The following is a 14,728-nucleotide window of genomic DNA, read 5'->3' on the forward strand; positions in this document are numbered from 1 at the left end:
TAAGTGATCTGCTTTGCGTATGCAAAAGCGGGCGAGATTCTATACTCAAACGGCTGGTACATCAATCAAAAGTACGATTAACCGCGTAATTCATGTGCCCGACGAAAGCGTCCTTCATAATCGAAGACCTTTTCACGGACCTGCCAGTACTGACCTTTCATGCGCGCGACCACGAAATCAGGATGACGTAACAGCGCCTGCTGGGCGAGGATATCGGCAGCGGTTATCCAGCGTAAGGGAATGCCGGGCGTTCGGGTGTGCGGGCGAATAAACAGTTGCTCGAAGGCCGTTCGCTGCGCGGGAGTATGCAGGCGAAAGCGTTCGCTGACGTCGGCGCCATCTTCATCGTAATAGGTAATTTTCAGCCATTCGCCTTTTTCATCCTGCCCATTTTGTAGCGCCATCCCGCTGCAGCGCAGAACCAGCGCATCTTTAAGCCTGAGTGCAGCTTTCAGCATGTCATCCGGGTCAACCAGTACCGTGTCGCACTCCCGACAACGGCGGGCGGCGATGTCATTTTCCGCGTTGCACTGCGGGCAGTTTTTAAAACGGAAACGAAAATCGCACTGTTCGCGATGGCCGTCATCATCTTCAAACCACCCCTGACAGCGGCGGCCAAAGTGCTCAATCAGCGTGCCGTCGGACGTTGTTTTGCCCCAGAAGGTATTGGCAAACCCGCAGGCTGGGCAGAACACCTGTACCGGAACGTTGTCGCTTTTCCCTTTCGGTGCGCCGACTTCTGGCGCGTACAGGTCGTGCGGATTGCCAGCGTAATCGAGGATCAGACAGTCGGTTTTACCCGGCGCCAGGCGCAGCCCACGACCGACAATTTGTTGGTAAAGGCTAACTGACTCGGTCGGGCGCAGAATGGCGATAAGGTCGACGTGCGGGGCATCGAAGCCAGTGGTCAGGACCGACACATTCACCAGATAGCGAAAACGTTGTGCTTTGAACTCTTCAATCAGCACGTCGCGTTCGGCGCCAGGCGTGTCTCCGGTGATAAGTGCGGCGTCGTCAGCAGGCAGCAGACCCAGAATTTCTTTGGCGTGTTCAACTGTGGCGGCGAAAATCATCACCCCTTTACGCGTCTGGGCAAACTCGACAATCTGGCTGATGATATGCGGCGTTATTCGCTGCTGTTTTTTCAGCTCCTGATTCAGGTCCGCTTCGCTAAACAGGCCGTTACTTTGCGCCTGCAGGCGGCTGAAGTCATATTGCACTACCGGCATGTCGAGGCGTTCTGGCGGCGTCAGGTAGCCGTGTTTAATCATGTAGCGCAGCGGTAATTCATAAATGCAGTCGCGAAACAGTGCTTTTTCATCGCCGCGCACCATTCCGTGATAATGAAAATGATAAATCCAGCCTTTGCCCAAACGAAAAGGTGTGGCGGTAAGTCCGAGCAGGCGTAAGTGAGGATTTACTTTGGTCAGGTGAGTGAGGATTTGCTGATACTGACTCTCTTCATCATCGCCAATGCGATGGCATTCATCGACGATAAGCAGGGAGAATTCTCCCTGAAAGGCGTCCAGATTACGCGCTACCGACTGTACGCTGCCAAATACCACTTTTCCGTGGCTCTCTTTACGCTTCAGGCCTGCGGCAAAAATATCGGCTTCCAGCCCCAGCGCACAATATTTCGCATGGTTTTGTGCGACCAGTTCTTTGACGTGCGCCAGCACCAGTACGCGACCACGCGCTACGCGGGCCAGCTCGGCAATCACCAGACTTTTGCCCGCGCCGGTTGGCAGGACGATAACCGCCGGGGTGCGGTGGTGGCGAAAATGGTTGAGCGTGGCGTCCACGGCTTCTTTTTGGTACGGGCGAAGAGTAAAAATCATGGGCTCACTATGATAAACAATAACAAGGAGTAGTATGCCATGAATCATTTCTCTTGAGGGATGGTGTAACGCCGCTATACTGGGCGGATAACGGTCCCACTTTTCGGGCGTAAACCCGATTCTCGTATTTTTACAGGCAAAATCACACACATGCGACTTGATAAATTTATCGCTCAGCAACTCGGCGTCAGCCGCGCTATTGCCGGGCGTGAGATCCGTGCTAACCGCGTTACCGTCGACGGTGAAATCGTCAGAAATAGCGCTTTTAAGCTGCTGCCAGAACACGACGTAGAATATGACGGTAATTCCCTGGTTCAACAAAATGGCCCGCGCTATTTTATGCTGAATAAGCCTCAGGGTTATGTTTGCTCAACGGATGATCCCGATCACCCGACGGTTCTCTATTTCCTTGATGAACCGGTTGCCTACAAACTGCATGCGGCAGGGCGTCTGGATATCGACACCACTGGACTGGTACTGATGACCGATGACGGACAGTGGTCGCATCGCATCACCTCTCCTCGTCACCATTGTGAGAAAACCTATCTGGTGACGCTGGAGTCGCCAGTGGCAGATGATACCGCCGAACAGTTTGCCCATGGCGTACAGTTGCACAATGAGAAAGACCTGACCAAACCGGCCGTGCTGGAAGTGATTACGCCAACTCAGGTGCGCTTGACCATCAGCGAAGGGCGCTATCATCAGGTTAAACGTATGTTTGCCGCGGTGGGTAACCACGTTGTGGAACTGCACCGTGAACGGATTGGTGACATCAGGCTTGATGAGGATCTGGCGCCAGGTGAATACCGTCCTTTGACTGAAGAAGAAATCGCCAGCGTTAACTTAACCCCGCGTTAATTTCAGGAGCTAAATGTGACCACCCGGCAGAACTCGTCAATTGCCATTGTCTTTATCCTTGGCTTGTTAGCCATGTTGATGCCGTTGTCGATTGATATGTATCTTCCGGCGCTGCCTGTTATCTCTGAACAGTTTGGTGTGCCAGCAGGTAGCGCGCAGATGACCCTCAGTACCTATATTCTGGGGTTCGCAGTGGGGCAACTGTTCTATGGTCCAATGGCAGACAGCCTTGGACGCAAGCCAGTGATCCTGGGCGGGACGCTGGTGTTTGCGGCGGCGGCAGTGGCCTGCGCACTGGCGCAAACCATCGATCAACTGATCGTGATGCGTTTCTTCCACGGCCTGGCTGCGGCGGCGGCGAGCGTGGTTATCAACGCCCTGATGCGTGATATCTATCCGAAAGAAGAGTTTTCGCGCATGATGTCATTCGTTATGCTGGTCACGACAATTGCGCCATTAATGGCACCGATTATCGGTGGCTGGGTGCTGGTATGGCTGAGCTGGCACTATATCTTTTGGATCCTCGCCATGGCAGCTATTCTGGCGTCGGTGATGATCCTTACACTGATCAAAGAGACTCTGCCGGTAGAGCGTCGCCAGCCGTTTCGCCTGCGTACTACTATTGGCAACTTTGCCTCGCTGTTTCGTCATAAACGTGTGCTGAGCTATATGCTGGCCAGCGGATTCAGTTTTGCCGGGATGTTCTCGTTTCTGAGCGCCGGACCCTTTGTCTACATTGAGATCAACCACGTTTCACCGCAACATTTCGGTTATTACTTCGCACTGAACATCGTATTCCTGTTCGTGATGACTATCATCAACAGCCGCTTTGTGCGTCGGGTTGGGGCATTGAATATGTTCCGTACCGGTCTGTGGATCCAGTTCGTGATGGCTGGCTGGATGGTCTTTAGCACACTGTTTGGGTTGGGGTTCTGGGCCCTGGTTGTGGGCGTTGCGGCGTTTGTTGGCTGTGTGTCGATGGTGTCATCTAACGCCATGGCGGTTATTCTGGATGAATTTCCACATATGGCAGGAACGGCGTCATCGCTGGCAGGGACATTCCGCTTCGGCATTGGCGCCATCGTTGGGGCGCTGTTGTCTCTGGCGACCTTTAACTCGGCCTGGCCAATGATATGGTCGATCGCATTTTGCGCTACCTGTTCAATTCTCTTCTGTCTTTACGCCAGTCGCGCCCAAAAACGGTGATCTATTACACATCCTGGGGGCCTTAAGGCCTCCAGAGTTGATATACATCAACCGCAAATCTATCATTTCCCCCGGTTATGTTTATTTTATGTAAAATCAATTTATGTAAAAAGTCACATCATTGTAGTTAAAAAGGTTGAGTTAGATCGCAGAAACGAGTACATATAGCCCGGAAATATGCCAGAACCATTGAATAATTTTAATTACCTGGTTCGGAAAGCGGCATAAAGACAGGGTGTAAACGTTTACCAACTGTCTGAAGACGTATTGTCAATGATGTGTTAATATTGATGTAAAGTAATTGTGAAGTGATTGTGCTTCCAGGGAAAGAAAGTGATGACATTACAACTCTCAATCGTTCATCGTCTGCCGCAGAGCTATCGTTGGTCGGTGGGTTTCGCAGGTTCAAAGGTTGAACCGATTCCGCAAAACGGTCAGAGCAATGAGAACAGCCTGGTGGCGCTCAAATTGCTCAGCCCTGATGGTGACAGCGCATGGTCAGTCATGCATAAGCTCAGCCAGGCCCTCAGCGACATTGAGGTTCCTTGTTCCGTACTGGAATGCGAAGGGGAGCCGTGCCTGTTTGTGAATCGCCAGGATGAATTTGCCGCGACCTGCAGACTGAAAAACTTCGGCGTGGCCATCGCAGAGCCGTTTTCAAATAACAATCCGTTTTGAGCGTCAGCTTAGCGCAAGCAGCTGACGCGTATAGGCTTGCTGTGGCGCGTTAAATACGTGCTCGCATTGCCCTTGCTCCACAACCTCTCCCTGACGTAGCACAATAACCTGATGGCATAACGCGCGTACTACGTGCAAATCATGGCTGATAAAAATATAAGCCAGCCGATGCTTTTCCTGTAAGGACTTTAACAACGTCAGGATTTGCGCCTGTACGGTTCTGTCTAGCGATGATGTTGGCTCATCCAGGATAATCAAGGAAGGTTTGAGAATCAATGCTCTGGCGATGGCAATACGTTGACGCTGACCGCCGGAAAACTCAGCCGGGTAACGATGCCGCGTTTCGCTATCCAGTCCCACTTCCGTCATCACCGCTTTCACCTGCGCCTCGCGTTGTTCGGCTGACAGGGTTGGCTGATGAACGCGTAACCCCTCCTCGATAATCTGTAGCACGCTCAGGCGTGGGTTAAGCGAGGAGTTGGGATCCTGAAATACCACCTGAATACGGTGACGGACCGGCAACAGCTGGCGACGATTTAAGGTATGCAGCGCCTGACCATCGAACACAATACTTCCCTGTGAGGTGATTAACCTCAGGAGCGCCAGTCCGGTAGTGCTTTTCCCCGACCCAGACTCACCGACCAACCCCAGCGTTTCACCGGGCCGCAGAGAGAAACTGATATTGTTAACCACGACGTTGTGGTCCACCACACGCTTCAGGATACCTTTGCGGATGGGGAAGGCGACGTGCAGTTTTTCCACTTCCAGCAGCGGGGCTTGTCCGGCCGGTAAAGGTACCGGGTCGCCGGAAGGTTCACTGTTTAGCAACTTCTGCGTGTAGGGATGCGTGGGCGCAGTGAGCAACTGTGCTGCTTTATTTTGCTCAACGCACTGACCGTTTTGCATGACTGCCACGGTATCGGCCAGCTTTTTCACAATGCTGAGGTTGTGGGTGATGAACAGTAATCCCATGTTCAGCTCGCGCTGTAGTTCCCTCAGCAGTTGCAGGATCTGTGCCTGAACGGAAACGTCCAGCGCGGTAGTCGGTTCATCGGCAATCAGCAGCTCCGGTCGTGTTAGCAATGCCATGGCAATCATCACGCGCTGGCGTTCCCCGCCGGACAGTTGGTGCGGGTAGTCTGCGAGACGTTTGGCCGCCTGACGGATGCCGACGCGATCCAGACAGGTCAGGATTTCTGCTCGCGCGGCCTCCCGACGCATTCCCCTATGCAGCGACAGCACTTCATAAAGCTGTTTTTCCAGATTGTGGAGCGGGTTCAGTGACACCATTGGTTCCTGGAAAATCATGGCGATTTTATTCCCCCGCACGCCGCGAAGCGTTTGCTCATCGGCGTGAAGTAATGATTCACCATGAAAACGGATGTCGCCGGAAAGGTAGACGACCGGAGGGGAGGGCAATAACCGTAAAATAGATAGCGCGGTCACGCTTTTACCTGAGCCGGACTCACCCACCAGTGCCAGCGTTTGTCCGGCATCAACGCGCAGTGACAGACTGTTGACCACGATGCGCACGGTCTCTTGTTGACGAAAACCTACCGATAAATTGTCAATAGCTAACAGAGGTTGTGTCATCTTAAATCGCCTTGTTGGGATCGAACGCGTCGCGTACCGCTTCACCAATAAAGATCAGAAGCGATAAGAGCAGGGCAACGGAGATGAACGCGGTAATGCCAAGCCACGGTGCCTGCAGGTTGTTTTTACCCTGTAACAGAAGTTCTCCGAGCGATGGCGAGCCAAGCGGTAAGCCAAACCCAAGAAAATCCAGCGAGGTTAGAGTGGTTATCGAGGCGCACAAAATAAACGGTAAAAAGGTCAGAGCGGCAACCATCGCATTGGGTAGCATATGGCGCAGAATAATACTGCTATCGCTCACGCCTAGCGCCTGAGCGGCACGAATATAATCAAAGTTTCGGGTACGTAAAAACTCCGCGCGCACCACGCCAACCAGGCTCATCCAGCCAAACAACACCGTAATACCCAGCAGCCACCAGAAGTTAGGCTGGACAACGCTCGACAGTAGAATGATGAGAAACAGCGTTGGCATACCGGACCAAACTTCAATGAATCGTTGCCCCCACAGGTCCACCTTGCCGCCATAATAGCCCTGTATTGCGCCAGCCATAATGCCCATCACGCTCGAACACAGGGTGAGCATTAAGCCAAATAAGACCGAAATACGTGTGCCGTAGAGGATCCGTGCCAGTACATCACCGCCGTTGGCGTCTGTTCCCAGCCAGTTTTGTGCAGAAGGCGGGGAAGGGAAGGGCTTATCGGTGGCAAAGTTAATGCTGGTGGCCCCAAAGCGTATTGGTGCCCACAGGATCCAGCCCTGGTTTTCCAGGCGCTGCTGTAGCCACGGATCCTGATAATCAGCCCGGGTCGCCAGCGGTCCGCCGAAGTCGCTTTCACTGTAGTTTTTGAACAGGGGGAAATACCAGCTATTGTCGTAGCGCACCAGTAACGGCTTATCATTGGCAATCAGCTCTGAACACAGACTAAGACCGAACAGCACCAGAAAAATCCACAGCGACCAGTAGCCGCGACGGTTGTGGCGAAAGCGCGCCCAGCGGGCCTGATTGACGGGGCTTAATCGCGACATTAGCGTCCCTCAAAATCAATACGGGGATCGACCAGCGTATAGCTGATGTCGCTGAGGATATTCAGCAGCAGACCGATCAGGGTGAAGATATAGAGTGTGCCAAACATTACCGGGTAGTCGCGTGATACGGTGGATTCATACCCCAGTAGTCCCAGACCGTTAAGCGAGAACATCACTTCAATCAGCAGCGAACCGGTAAAAAACATGCTGATAAACGTCGCCGGGAAGCCGGCGATCACCAGCAACATGGCATTGCGAAACACATGTTTCCACAGAATATTTTTCTCGCTGACCCCTTTAGCGCGTGCGGTGACGACATACTGTTTGCGCACCTCATCCAGAAATGAGTTCTTGGTCAGCATAGTCAGCGCGGCAAACCCACCAACTACCGTCGCCAGCACCGGCAGGGTAATGTGCCAAAGGTAGTCGGTCACTTTCTGATACCAGGGCAGGGAGTCAAAATTGGCGGAAACCAGCCCGCGCAGCGGGAACAGGTCGTAGTAGCTGCCCCCGGCAAAAAAGACGATCAGCAAAATGGCAAACAGAAAGGCCGGAATGGCATAGCCAATAATAATAAATGCGCTACTCCAGACATCAAACCGGCTGCCATTGTGAACCGCTTTGCGGATCCCAAGCGGTATCGACACCAGATAGATGATGAGCGTACTCCATAGGCCCAGCGTAACGGAAACCGGCAGGCTGTCTTTGATAAGCGTCAGCACAGAGGTGCTACGAAACAGGCTGTCGCCGAAATCGAAACGAATATAGTCCCAAAGCATTTTGAAATAACGCTCATGAATGGGCTTATCGAACCCGTAGCGCCGAGTGATTTCCGCGATAACTTCCGGGTCCAGACCCCGGCCGCCGCGATAATTACTGTCGCTGATGTTACCAACGCCGGTTTGCGCATGGCTGGCGCGAACGCCTTCGCTACCCGCGCCAGGTAATGCCCCGCTTTGCCCGAACTCAATGGCGGCGACGGCCTGTTCAACCGGACCGCCGGGGGCAATTTGCACGATAAAAAAGTTGATGGTGATGATGGCCCAAAGCGTTGGGATCACCAGCAGCAGACGTCGAATCAGATAAGCGCCCATCTATTCTCCCTGCCGTCTGGCTGCGGGCAGTTTCGCCGCTTTGTTGACGTCATACCACCAGTTGTCGAGGCCAATGGTATAAATTGGGCGAATAGCCGGATGCGAAAATTTGTCCCACCAGGCGATACGATCCTCGGCCATAAACCACATCGGCAACATGTAGTAATTCCAGGTTAAAACTCTGTCCAGTGCCCGGCCGAGTGGGATCAGTTTGGCTTTATCACCTTGCGCGGCAATGATTTGACCGATCAGCTTATCGATAACAGGGCTTTGCACACCGGGGGCGTTATAGCTGGAGTCAATATATTGAGAAGCCCACAGAATTTGCAGGTCTGAACTCGGCCACGGCATTGCGCGATACAACCTTGGCATCATGTCATAGTCGCGACTGCGTAAGCGGTTGGTGATTTGTGAGTTATCAACCTGGCGGATGTTCATGGTAATGCCTAAGCGTTGCAGGTTGTGCTGGAACGGCAACACCCACTGACTGTTGCTGCCCGCCGGGAGCAATAGTTCAAAGCTCAGAGGTTTACCGCTGACGCTGTTTACGCGCTGCTGCCCCTTGAGTACCCATCCGGCTTGTTCCAGTAAGGTATCGGCTTTCAGCAAGTTCTCACGATCGTAGCCATCGCCTTTTGATTTTGGCGGCTGATAGATTTGGCTGAAGACCTCAGGAGGGAGATCTTTTTTCAAGGGCGCGAGAATCACCAGTTCATCTGCATCGGGGTATTTTGTCGCAGCATATTCGGTATTCTGAAAATAGCTGTTGGTCCGGCTCCAGGCGTTATAGAACAGGGCTTTATTCATCCATTCAAAATCAAAGGCCAGCGTGATGGCTTCCCGCACCCGTCGGTCACTGAACACCGGACGCTGAATATTAAAGGCCAGCCAGCGCGTATCCTGGGCGGATTCATTTTTTTGTTCATCTTTGATGATGTAATGATTCGCAAAATTTTTCCCGGTATAACGCGTCGCCCAGTTTTTGGCATCATTTTCAAGACGCAGATCAAACGCACCGGCCTTAAACGCTTCAAAGGCGACGTTATCATCCAGATAATAGTCGTAGCGGATGGTATCGAAGTTCCAGCGTCCACGATTGACGGGGAGATTAGCGGCCCAATAATCTTTGACGCGCGAATAGACAATATACTGGCCCATCTTCCATTTGGTAATGCGATAAGGGCCGCTGGCGAGCGGTGGCGAGGATAAGGGATCGCTGAGCTTATGATCTTTCCAGTACTTCTCTGGCATCACGGGTAATGAAAACAGGCTGAGCATGTCCTCTTTACCCGGTTTGGCTAATTCAATGCGTACGGTTAATGGCGCGATGGCTTTTACCGTTGTTCCCTTGTAGACCAGACGAAACTGCGGCACGCCTTCAGTCATAAATTTGTGGAAGGTGAATGCGACGTCGCGGGCGGTAATGGGTGATCCATCGTGAAAACGCGCTCGTGGATTAATGGCAATTTCTACCCAGGAATAGTCGTCAGCATAGCGTGCGCTGTCGGCAATGAGCGGGTAATAGCTACCAGGTTCATCGTCAGAGGTCGTAAACAGCGTATCGTAAAGCGTTTCGGTACGTGCGCCGGGATTACCTCGCATTGCATAGCGGTTAAAGTTGTCAAATGTGCCAATGGCGGAGAGGGTGATTTGACCACCTTTAGGGGCTGCGGGATTAACATAATCGAAGTGATTAAAGTTAAACGCGTACTTCGGTTCACCCAGCACGGCAAAAGCATAGCTTTCTTTGATGGACTGCGCCTCGGCGCTAAACCCGATGAGGGCGATAAACAGCAGCAATACGCGAGGGATCATGTAAAAGCGATTTCCTTTTCCTGCCACAACCCGACGGGCATCATGCCTGAAAGATAAGGGATGTAGCGGCGAGTGAGAGTATATGAATCGCATACTGCGATCACCACGTCGGCTTATTGGGCTGTGCCATCCAACGCACGAAATCAGCAAGCTTTAATGGTCGGCTAATCCAGTACCCCTGGAAAAAATGCACCCCACGATCGCGCAGCCAATGGGCTTGCTCAGGTGTTTCTACCCCTTCAGCCACCGTCAGCATATTAAGACGTTTAGAGAGTGTCAACACGGCGTCCAGAACCGGAGAGGTCAGGGTTTCCGTCCCAATGGCGTTAATAAAGCCGCGATCGATTTTCAGGTAGTCAACGGTAAAGCGTTCCAGATAAATAAGCGCACTATGACCGGTGCCAAAATCATCAATGGCAATCTCAAAACCTGCGGAATGCAGCCATTCAAATAGCTTTGTAGCCTCGTGCTGATTGAGCATATCTCGTTCAGTGATTTCCAGTACTATCTGAAAATAGTTTGCGGGAAGCGAAGCGTGCAGGTGCCGAATGTCGTCCTTAAACGTCTCGCCGTGTAAGTGCGTTGGCGCGATATTGATCCCCAATTTTGCGCCAACGGGTAACACTTTTTGCAGCGCCGGCGCCTCCTGGGCTATCAGCTTGAAGAGGTGCTGAGTTAGCGGCACAATCATTTTCTGTGATTCAGCGTAATGAATAAAGGCATCCGGTGGGATCTCACCCGTTGTTGGGTGATTCCAACGTAACAGGACCTCGACGCCTTTCACCTCGAGCGTTTGCATCTCTACGACTGGCTGGTACACCACATAAAACTGATTATGTTTGATGGCGTTGAGGATATCTTTGCCTGGGCGTAAACGGATGCTGTAGATGTAGTACCAGAGAAGGAGGGCGGTCATGATCCCGGCCATGCATCCGAGCATGATGGCGTATCCCACATCTTTATATGTCCACCGATCCGCGTAAAAACGCACCTCCAACGGGAATGTAGACAAGGCTGCATTATATGATGGGAGAGCAGGGAGTTCAGACACGGGGATTAATTGTTTGGAAAACGTGGTGATAGCCGTCTTCCCGACGATGAGTGCCACACCGTTGAAATCATCTTGCCGGGCGTTATAGAGAAGATAGGGTGCCAGGTTAACATTCAGGGTGGCAAAAACGCCGCTGTTCTGTAATGAATGATTGCGATACCAAATGAGTATTGCCGGTTTATTCGGCATCATTGGCGTACCGGGCTGGAGATCCATATCGATATCTTTCGTCATGTCCAGCACGGGAACCAATTGCTGAAGAGGCGTATTCATTGAACCGGTTGCTGAAGAGCAGAAAGCGATACCGTCTTTTACCAGCAAAAAGGCCCGCACATTCAGGCTAAACGCGGCGCTGGAAGTGAGTTGAGCTGAAGCTTGCGAGCAGGTGTCTTTTACCAGAGGTTGTAGTGTGTTGGTGGTGGTTTCAAGGTCAGCGAAGAAACTTTCAATATAGTTTTGTATGTTAGACGTTAGCGTGTCGTACTTTGCGTTTCGTTGATGCCATGACATAAAAAACTGCAGTGAGCTGACGAGTAACGCGACGACTATCCCCGTTATAACGCAGGTGAGCAGGAGTTTCCGATCGGAAGAAGAGGAGCGCCTTAACATAGTTCCTTATGTTTACCTGAAGTAACCACTTATCCTGTATGAATATAACCTGAAATGACTCATGTTGTGAGATTTTTCTTAGTCACAAGGGCAAAGCAAAAAAAAGCACCGCCGTAGCAGTGCTTTTTTATATGTCTCATCAGGATAGCCAAGGGATAGCTGCCAAACGAAATTAACTGCGGCTCAGAACCCGGCGAGCTTCGTTGTAACGTTTTTTCCAGTAAGGCTCGTTCATGCTGGAAATGATAACGCCACTGCTGGTCGAGGCATGTACGAACTGGTTGTTGCCGATATAAATACCGACGTGTCGGCCAGTAGAGCCAGCACGGAACAGAACCAGATCGCCTGTACGCAGATTAGTGCGCGAAACGGATTTACCCGTTTCCTGTTGTTCATAGGTTGAGCGAGGAAGCTCTAAACCAAATTGCTCACGAAACGTACGTTGTACGAAGCTTGAACAATCAATACCTTTTTTGGTGCTGCCGCCAAGGCGGTAACGCACGCCTTTCCAGTCAGCATATTGGTCCATAATACGTGATTTAACATCGATATTACGTACCATATTTTCAAATTCATCCTGAGAGGCTTGCAGTGAAGAGTTATCTCCATTGCCCACAGCATGCGTCTCAGAATGCATATTCCTGGCGGTGTTCGTTGTGCTACATGCAGAAAGCAGAACCGCAACTGCTATCGCGGGTATGCCCCGCAAGATATATCTCAAAATCGGTTGAGATTTGACCATTTTGTTTGTTTTCCCTTGAAGTCCTTAACGATAAATATCGTTATAAAAAATGCCAAACGTGACGAGACTAATTACCATCGCACGATGAGACAATTCCTTAAGGTCAAATCTGTGGCAGAACGCACAAATTTATTCTGAAAGGGAATAATTATCCTGCGAGGCAAAACGTGTTCGAGATTACCCGATCGTTCCGGTCAATGCGAGTGATTTTACGTGATTTCTTATAAGAAAAATTGATACAGAAAGTGAATAAACGGCATTGTCTAAATTAAGAACAATCAGGGTGAAAAATACGCAACTTACTCATTTTAAACATGAATAAGATGACAGGAGAATGACAATCAGAATGATGAAATATTGACAGGCATCATCAGGGAATCAGAAGTATCCCTGATGATGTTAATTACTCTGCGTTATTTGTTTAAAAATTGTTTGTTTTTGCCGGGTAGATAATTCACGAACAGAGTGACTAAGCGGTCGCTTATTGGCGTCATTAGCCACCAGGGAAGGCCAATCAGGACCACCGTCATGGAACCAACCACGATATCGGTGAGCCAGTGGGCGCCAATCATTACGCGTGGGAAGGCAAAAACCACAGCGATAATAAGGCCGATTATTCCTGCGACTTTTCCGAAATAACGCAGCATGAATGCGGAAAAAATAAGCAACATCATGCCGTGATCGCCAGGAAAACTGTCTTTCGACGCATCTTTGGTCGGAATATGCAGCAGTTCACTGACGCGATAAATATTATCCAGCATCAGGGTTGGGCTGGCACGTTTAACGGGAATAATCGCCTGGCCCAGCTGATTTAATATCACTGCGGTAAGCAGCATAACCAAACCGATAGCCACAATGCGTCGGCGACCTTCCGATGTCTCTTTGAGCCAAAAGTGCAGCATCAATGCGCCCATTGCCAGCAATGAGCAGCCATCAAATGCCCGGTTATTGGTTATAGCAACAACCCATAAGAACAGCGGGCTTTCCACCAGTTTATGGTTAAAGAAGCGGAAAACGCCCGTATCCAGTGAAGACCAGAACCCATGCCCGGCTGGAATATACCAGGACAGAAACAGTGCCAGGCCCACAATATTAAGCAGGAGGATTAGAGGGTATCGGGTTTTCATCGTCGTTTACCATTGCTAAAAAACGAAGGCAACCTTACGCGCTAGCGCCTAAACGAAGTCTCAACAATGCGCTCTGTAGCGCATTCCAGTCGGTCTCGGTATCGGCGATGAGTTCAATACGACTATCTGGTGGCGCGACGTTTTGCGTCTCTATATGCCAGTCGTCTCCCTGGCGGTTAATGCGTACCAGTCCTTCTTTAATACGCATTACCCCCTTCACACGTCCAACAGGAGCGAGACGCGACCATTCCAGTAGACCGATAGTATCGAACACCGTATCGGCGTCAAAAATCCAACCGCAGGCCTGATGGCCCTGTCCGCTGTTCAGGCTACGACGCCAGCGCTGCTGTGCGGGTAGACTCAACGCTGCCAGCCCCTTTTTGTCGGCATGACTATGGGCGTGCTCCGCGCTTGCAGGAAGCTCTGCCAGGTTTAGTCGGGGCAAATCCAGTAGCTGTCCGTCAATTTGTCCATGGTCGGCATGAACTAACTGGCGATTACCTCCATAGTGTTGCCACCAGCTTTGTAGGGCGTTTTCGCTTTCCGTCGTGGCACGGTCGGTTTTGTTGGCAACAATGATATCTGCGGCGGCCAGCTGATCGCGGAAATTGTCATTGGCGACGCTTTTTTCATCCAGTAACAGCCGCGGGTCAAGAATACAGAGGGTCGCACGCAGATCGATCCACGGTTCGTAAACCGGTGCGGTGAGTAAATCCAGAATCTGTTTAGGGTGGCCGAGGCCGGTGGGTTCAATGAGCAGACGGTCAGGTTTTCCCTGACGTAGCAGCGTATTGAGACCAACCTGCATCGGCAGACCGTTAACGCAGCACATACAGCCGCCGGGGATCTCTTTTAGCAGTGCGCCGCTGTTAGCCAGTAGCGCGCCATCAATGCCAACTTCGCCAAACTCATTAACCAGCACGGCCCACTTCTCAGCAGGATCTTTGTTTGCCAATAAATGAAGAATAGAGGTGGTTTTGCCACTGCCGAGAAAACCGGTGATGAGATTGGTTTTAGTCACATTTACTCCAGAATCATAAATTACCGTAATGGCATTTAACAATCCTGGCGAAAAACGGTGAAAAAGAGA

The 14,728-nt window shown here is 51.2% G+C and carries 12 protein-coding genes; 3 read left to right on the top strand and 9 right to left on the bottom strand.

Going from position 1 to position 14,728, the window contains the following annotated elements; translation table 11 throughout:
- Positions 1 to 77: 77 nt before the first annotated feature.
- The gene (locus tag GFB57_RS12335; protein ID WP_003027498.1) at positions 78 to 1,838 is read right to left on the bottom strand and encodes a DEAD/DEAH box helicase; all 1,761 of its coding nucleotides are present in this window, start codon (positions 1,836 to 1,838) and stop codon (positions 78 to 80) included.
- 150 nt (positions 1,839 to 1,988) lie between these two features.
- Here GFB57_RS12335 and rsuA point away from each other — a divergent pair, with 150 nt between their 5' ends.
- From rsuA to GFB57_RS12350, 3 genes are all read left to right on the top strand, one after another.
- The gene (gene rsuA / locus GFB57_RS12340) at positions 1,989 to 2,696 is read left to right on the top strand and encodes a 16S rRNA pseudouridine(516) synthase RsuA (protein WP_003027496.1); all 708 of its coding nucleotides are present in this window, start codon (positions 1,989 to 1,991) and stop codon (positions 2,694 to 2,696) included.
- A gap of 15 nt (positions 2,697 to 2,711) precedes the next feature.
- Complete coding sequence (locus GFB57_RS12345; protein ID WP_003027494.1) at positions 2,712 to 3,902, top strand: Bcr/CflA family multidrug efflux MFS transporter; 1,191 nt, start codon at positions 2,712 to 2,714, stop codon at positions 3,900 to 3,902.
- A gap of 333 nt (positions 3,903 to 4,235) precedes the next feature.
- Positions 4,236 to 4,580 carry a YejG family protein gene (locus GFB57_RS12350; RefSeq protein WP_085951589.1) on the top strand — a complete coding sequence of 115 codons (345 nt, stop codon included), beginning with the start codon at positions 4,236 to 4,238 and terminating at the stop codon, positions 4,578 to 4,580.
- A 3-nt stretch (positions 4,581 to 4,583) separates the two neighbouring features.
- Here the strand turns inward: GFB57_RS12350 and yejF are convergent, their stop codons facing one another.
- From yejF to GFB57_RS12390, 8 genes are all read right to left on the bottom strand, one after another.
- Complete coding sequence (yejF, locus tag GFB57_RS12355; protein WP_003027489.1) at positions 4,584 to 6,173, bottom strand: microcin C ABC transporter ATP-binding protein YejF; 1,590 nt, start codon at positions 6,171 to 6,173, stop codon at positions 4,584 to 4,586.
- Position 6,174: 1 nt separating this feature from the next.
- Entirely contained in the window at positions 6,175 to 7,200 is a 1,026-nt protein-coding gene (locus tag GFB57_RS12360) for an ABC transporter permease (protein WP_003840055.1), read from the bottom strand.
- A complete protein-coding gene (locus GFB57_RS12365; protein WP_003027484.1) occupies positions 7,200 to 8,294 on the bottom strand; it encodes a microcin C ABC transporter permease YejB in 1,095 nt (364 codons plus the stop codon). Before GFB57_RS12365 ends, GFB57_RS12360 begins: the two co-directional genes overlap by 1 nt.
- The gene (locus tag GFB57_RS12370) at positions 8,295 to 10,109 is read right to left on the bottom strand and encodes an extracellular solute-binding protein (RefSeq protein WP_003027480.1); all 1,815 of its coding nucleotides are present in this window, start codon (positions 10,107 to 10,109) and stop codon (positions 8,295 to 8,297) included.
- A gap of 100 nt (positions 10,110 to 10,209) precedes the next feature.
- Positions 10,210 to 11,769, bottom strand: a complete 1,560-nt coding sequence (locus tag GFB57_RS12375; RefSeq protein ID WP_003027477.1) for a cyclic di-GMP phosphodiesterase — start codon at positions 11,767 to 11,769, stop codon at positions 10,210 to 10,212.
- A gap of 172 nt (positions 11,770 to 11,941) precedes the next feature.
- Complete coding sequence (gene mepS / locus GFB57_RS12380) at positions 11,942 to 12,511, bottom strand: bifunctional murein DD-endopeptidase/murein LD-carboxypeptidase (protein ID WP_003027474.1); 570 nt, start codon at positions 12,509 to 12,511, stop codon at positions 11,942 to 11,944.
- Between the two features lie 413 nt (positions 12,512 to 12,924).
- Positions 12,925 to 13,638 carry a phosphatase PAP2 family protein gene (locus GFB57_RS12385; RefSeq protein ID WP_003027471.1) on the bottom strand — a complete coding sequence of 238 codons (714 nt, stop codon included), beginning with the start codon at positions 13,636 to 13,638 and terminating at the stop codon, positions 12,925 to 12,927.
- A 34-nt stretch (positions 13,639 to 13,672) separates the two neighbouring features.
- The gene (locus GFB57_RS12390) at positions 13,673 to 14,659 is read right to left on the bottom strand and encodes a GTP-binding protein (protein ID WP_003027465.1); all 987 of its coding nucleotides are present in this window, start codon (positions 14,657 to 14,659) and stop codon (positions 13,673 to 13,675) included.
- Positions 14,660 to 14,728: the final 69 nt, after the last annotated feature.

This window comes from Citrobacter sp. S39 (genome assembly GCF_009495675.1).
Taxonomy (GTDB): Bacteria; Pseudomonadota; Gammaproteobacteria; order Enterobacterales; family Enterobacteriaceae; genus Citrobacter; species Citrobacter freundii.

What these genes read in the sequence shown, in the direction of transcription:
- rsuA (WP_003027496.1), top strand. Translation starts at nt 1,989, where the DNA reads ATGCGACTTGATAAATTTATCGCTCAGCAACTCGGCGTCAGCCGCGCT.
- GFB57_RS12385 (WP_003027471.1), bottom strand. Translation starts at nt 13,638, where the DNA reads ATGAAAACCCGATACCCTCTAATCCTCCTGCTTAATATTGTGGGCCTG.
- GFB57_RS12365 (WP_003027484.1), bottom strand. Translation starts at nt 8,294, where the DNA reads ATGGGCGCTTATCTGATTCGACGTCTGCTGCTGGTGATCCCAACGCTT.
- GFB57_RS12360 (WP_003840055.1), bottom strand. Translation starts at nt 7,200, where the DNA reads ATGTCGCGATTAAGCCCCGTCAATCAGGCCCGCTGGGCGCGCTTTCGC.
- yejF (WP_003027489.1), bottom strand. Translation starts at nt 6,173, where the DNA reads ATGACACAACCTCTGTTAGCTATTGACAATTTATCGGTAGGTTTTCGT.
- mepS (WP_003027474.1), bottom strand. Translation starts at nt 12,511, where the DNA reads ATGGTCAAATCTCAACCGATTTTGAGATATATCTTGCGGGGCATACCC.
- GFB57_RS12375 (WP_003027477.1), bottom strand. Translation starts at nt 11,769, where the DNA reads ATGTTAAGGCGCTCCTCTTCTTCCGATCGGAAACTCCTGCTCACCTGC.
- GFB57_RS12335 (WP_003027498.1), bottom strand. Translation starts at nt 1,838, where the DNA reads ATGATTTTTACTCTTCGCCCGTACCAAAAAGAAGCCGTGGACGCCACG.
- GFB57_RS12370 (WP_003027480.1), bottom strand. Translation starts at nt 10,109, where the DNA reads ATGATCCCTCGCGTATTGCTGCTGTTTATCGCCCTCATCGGGTTTAGC.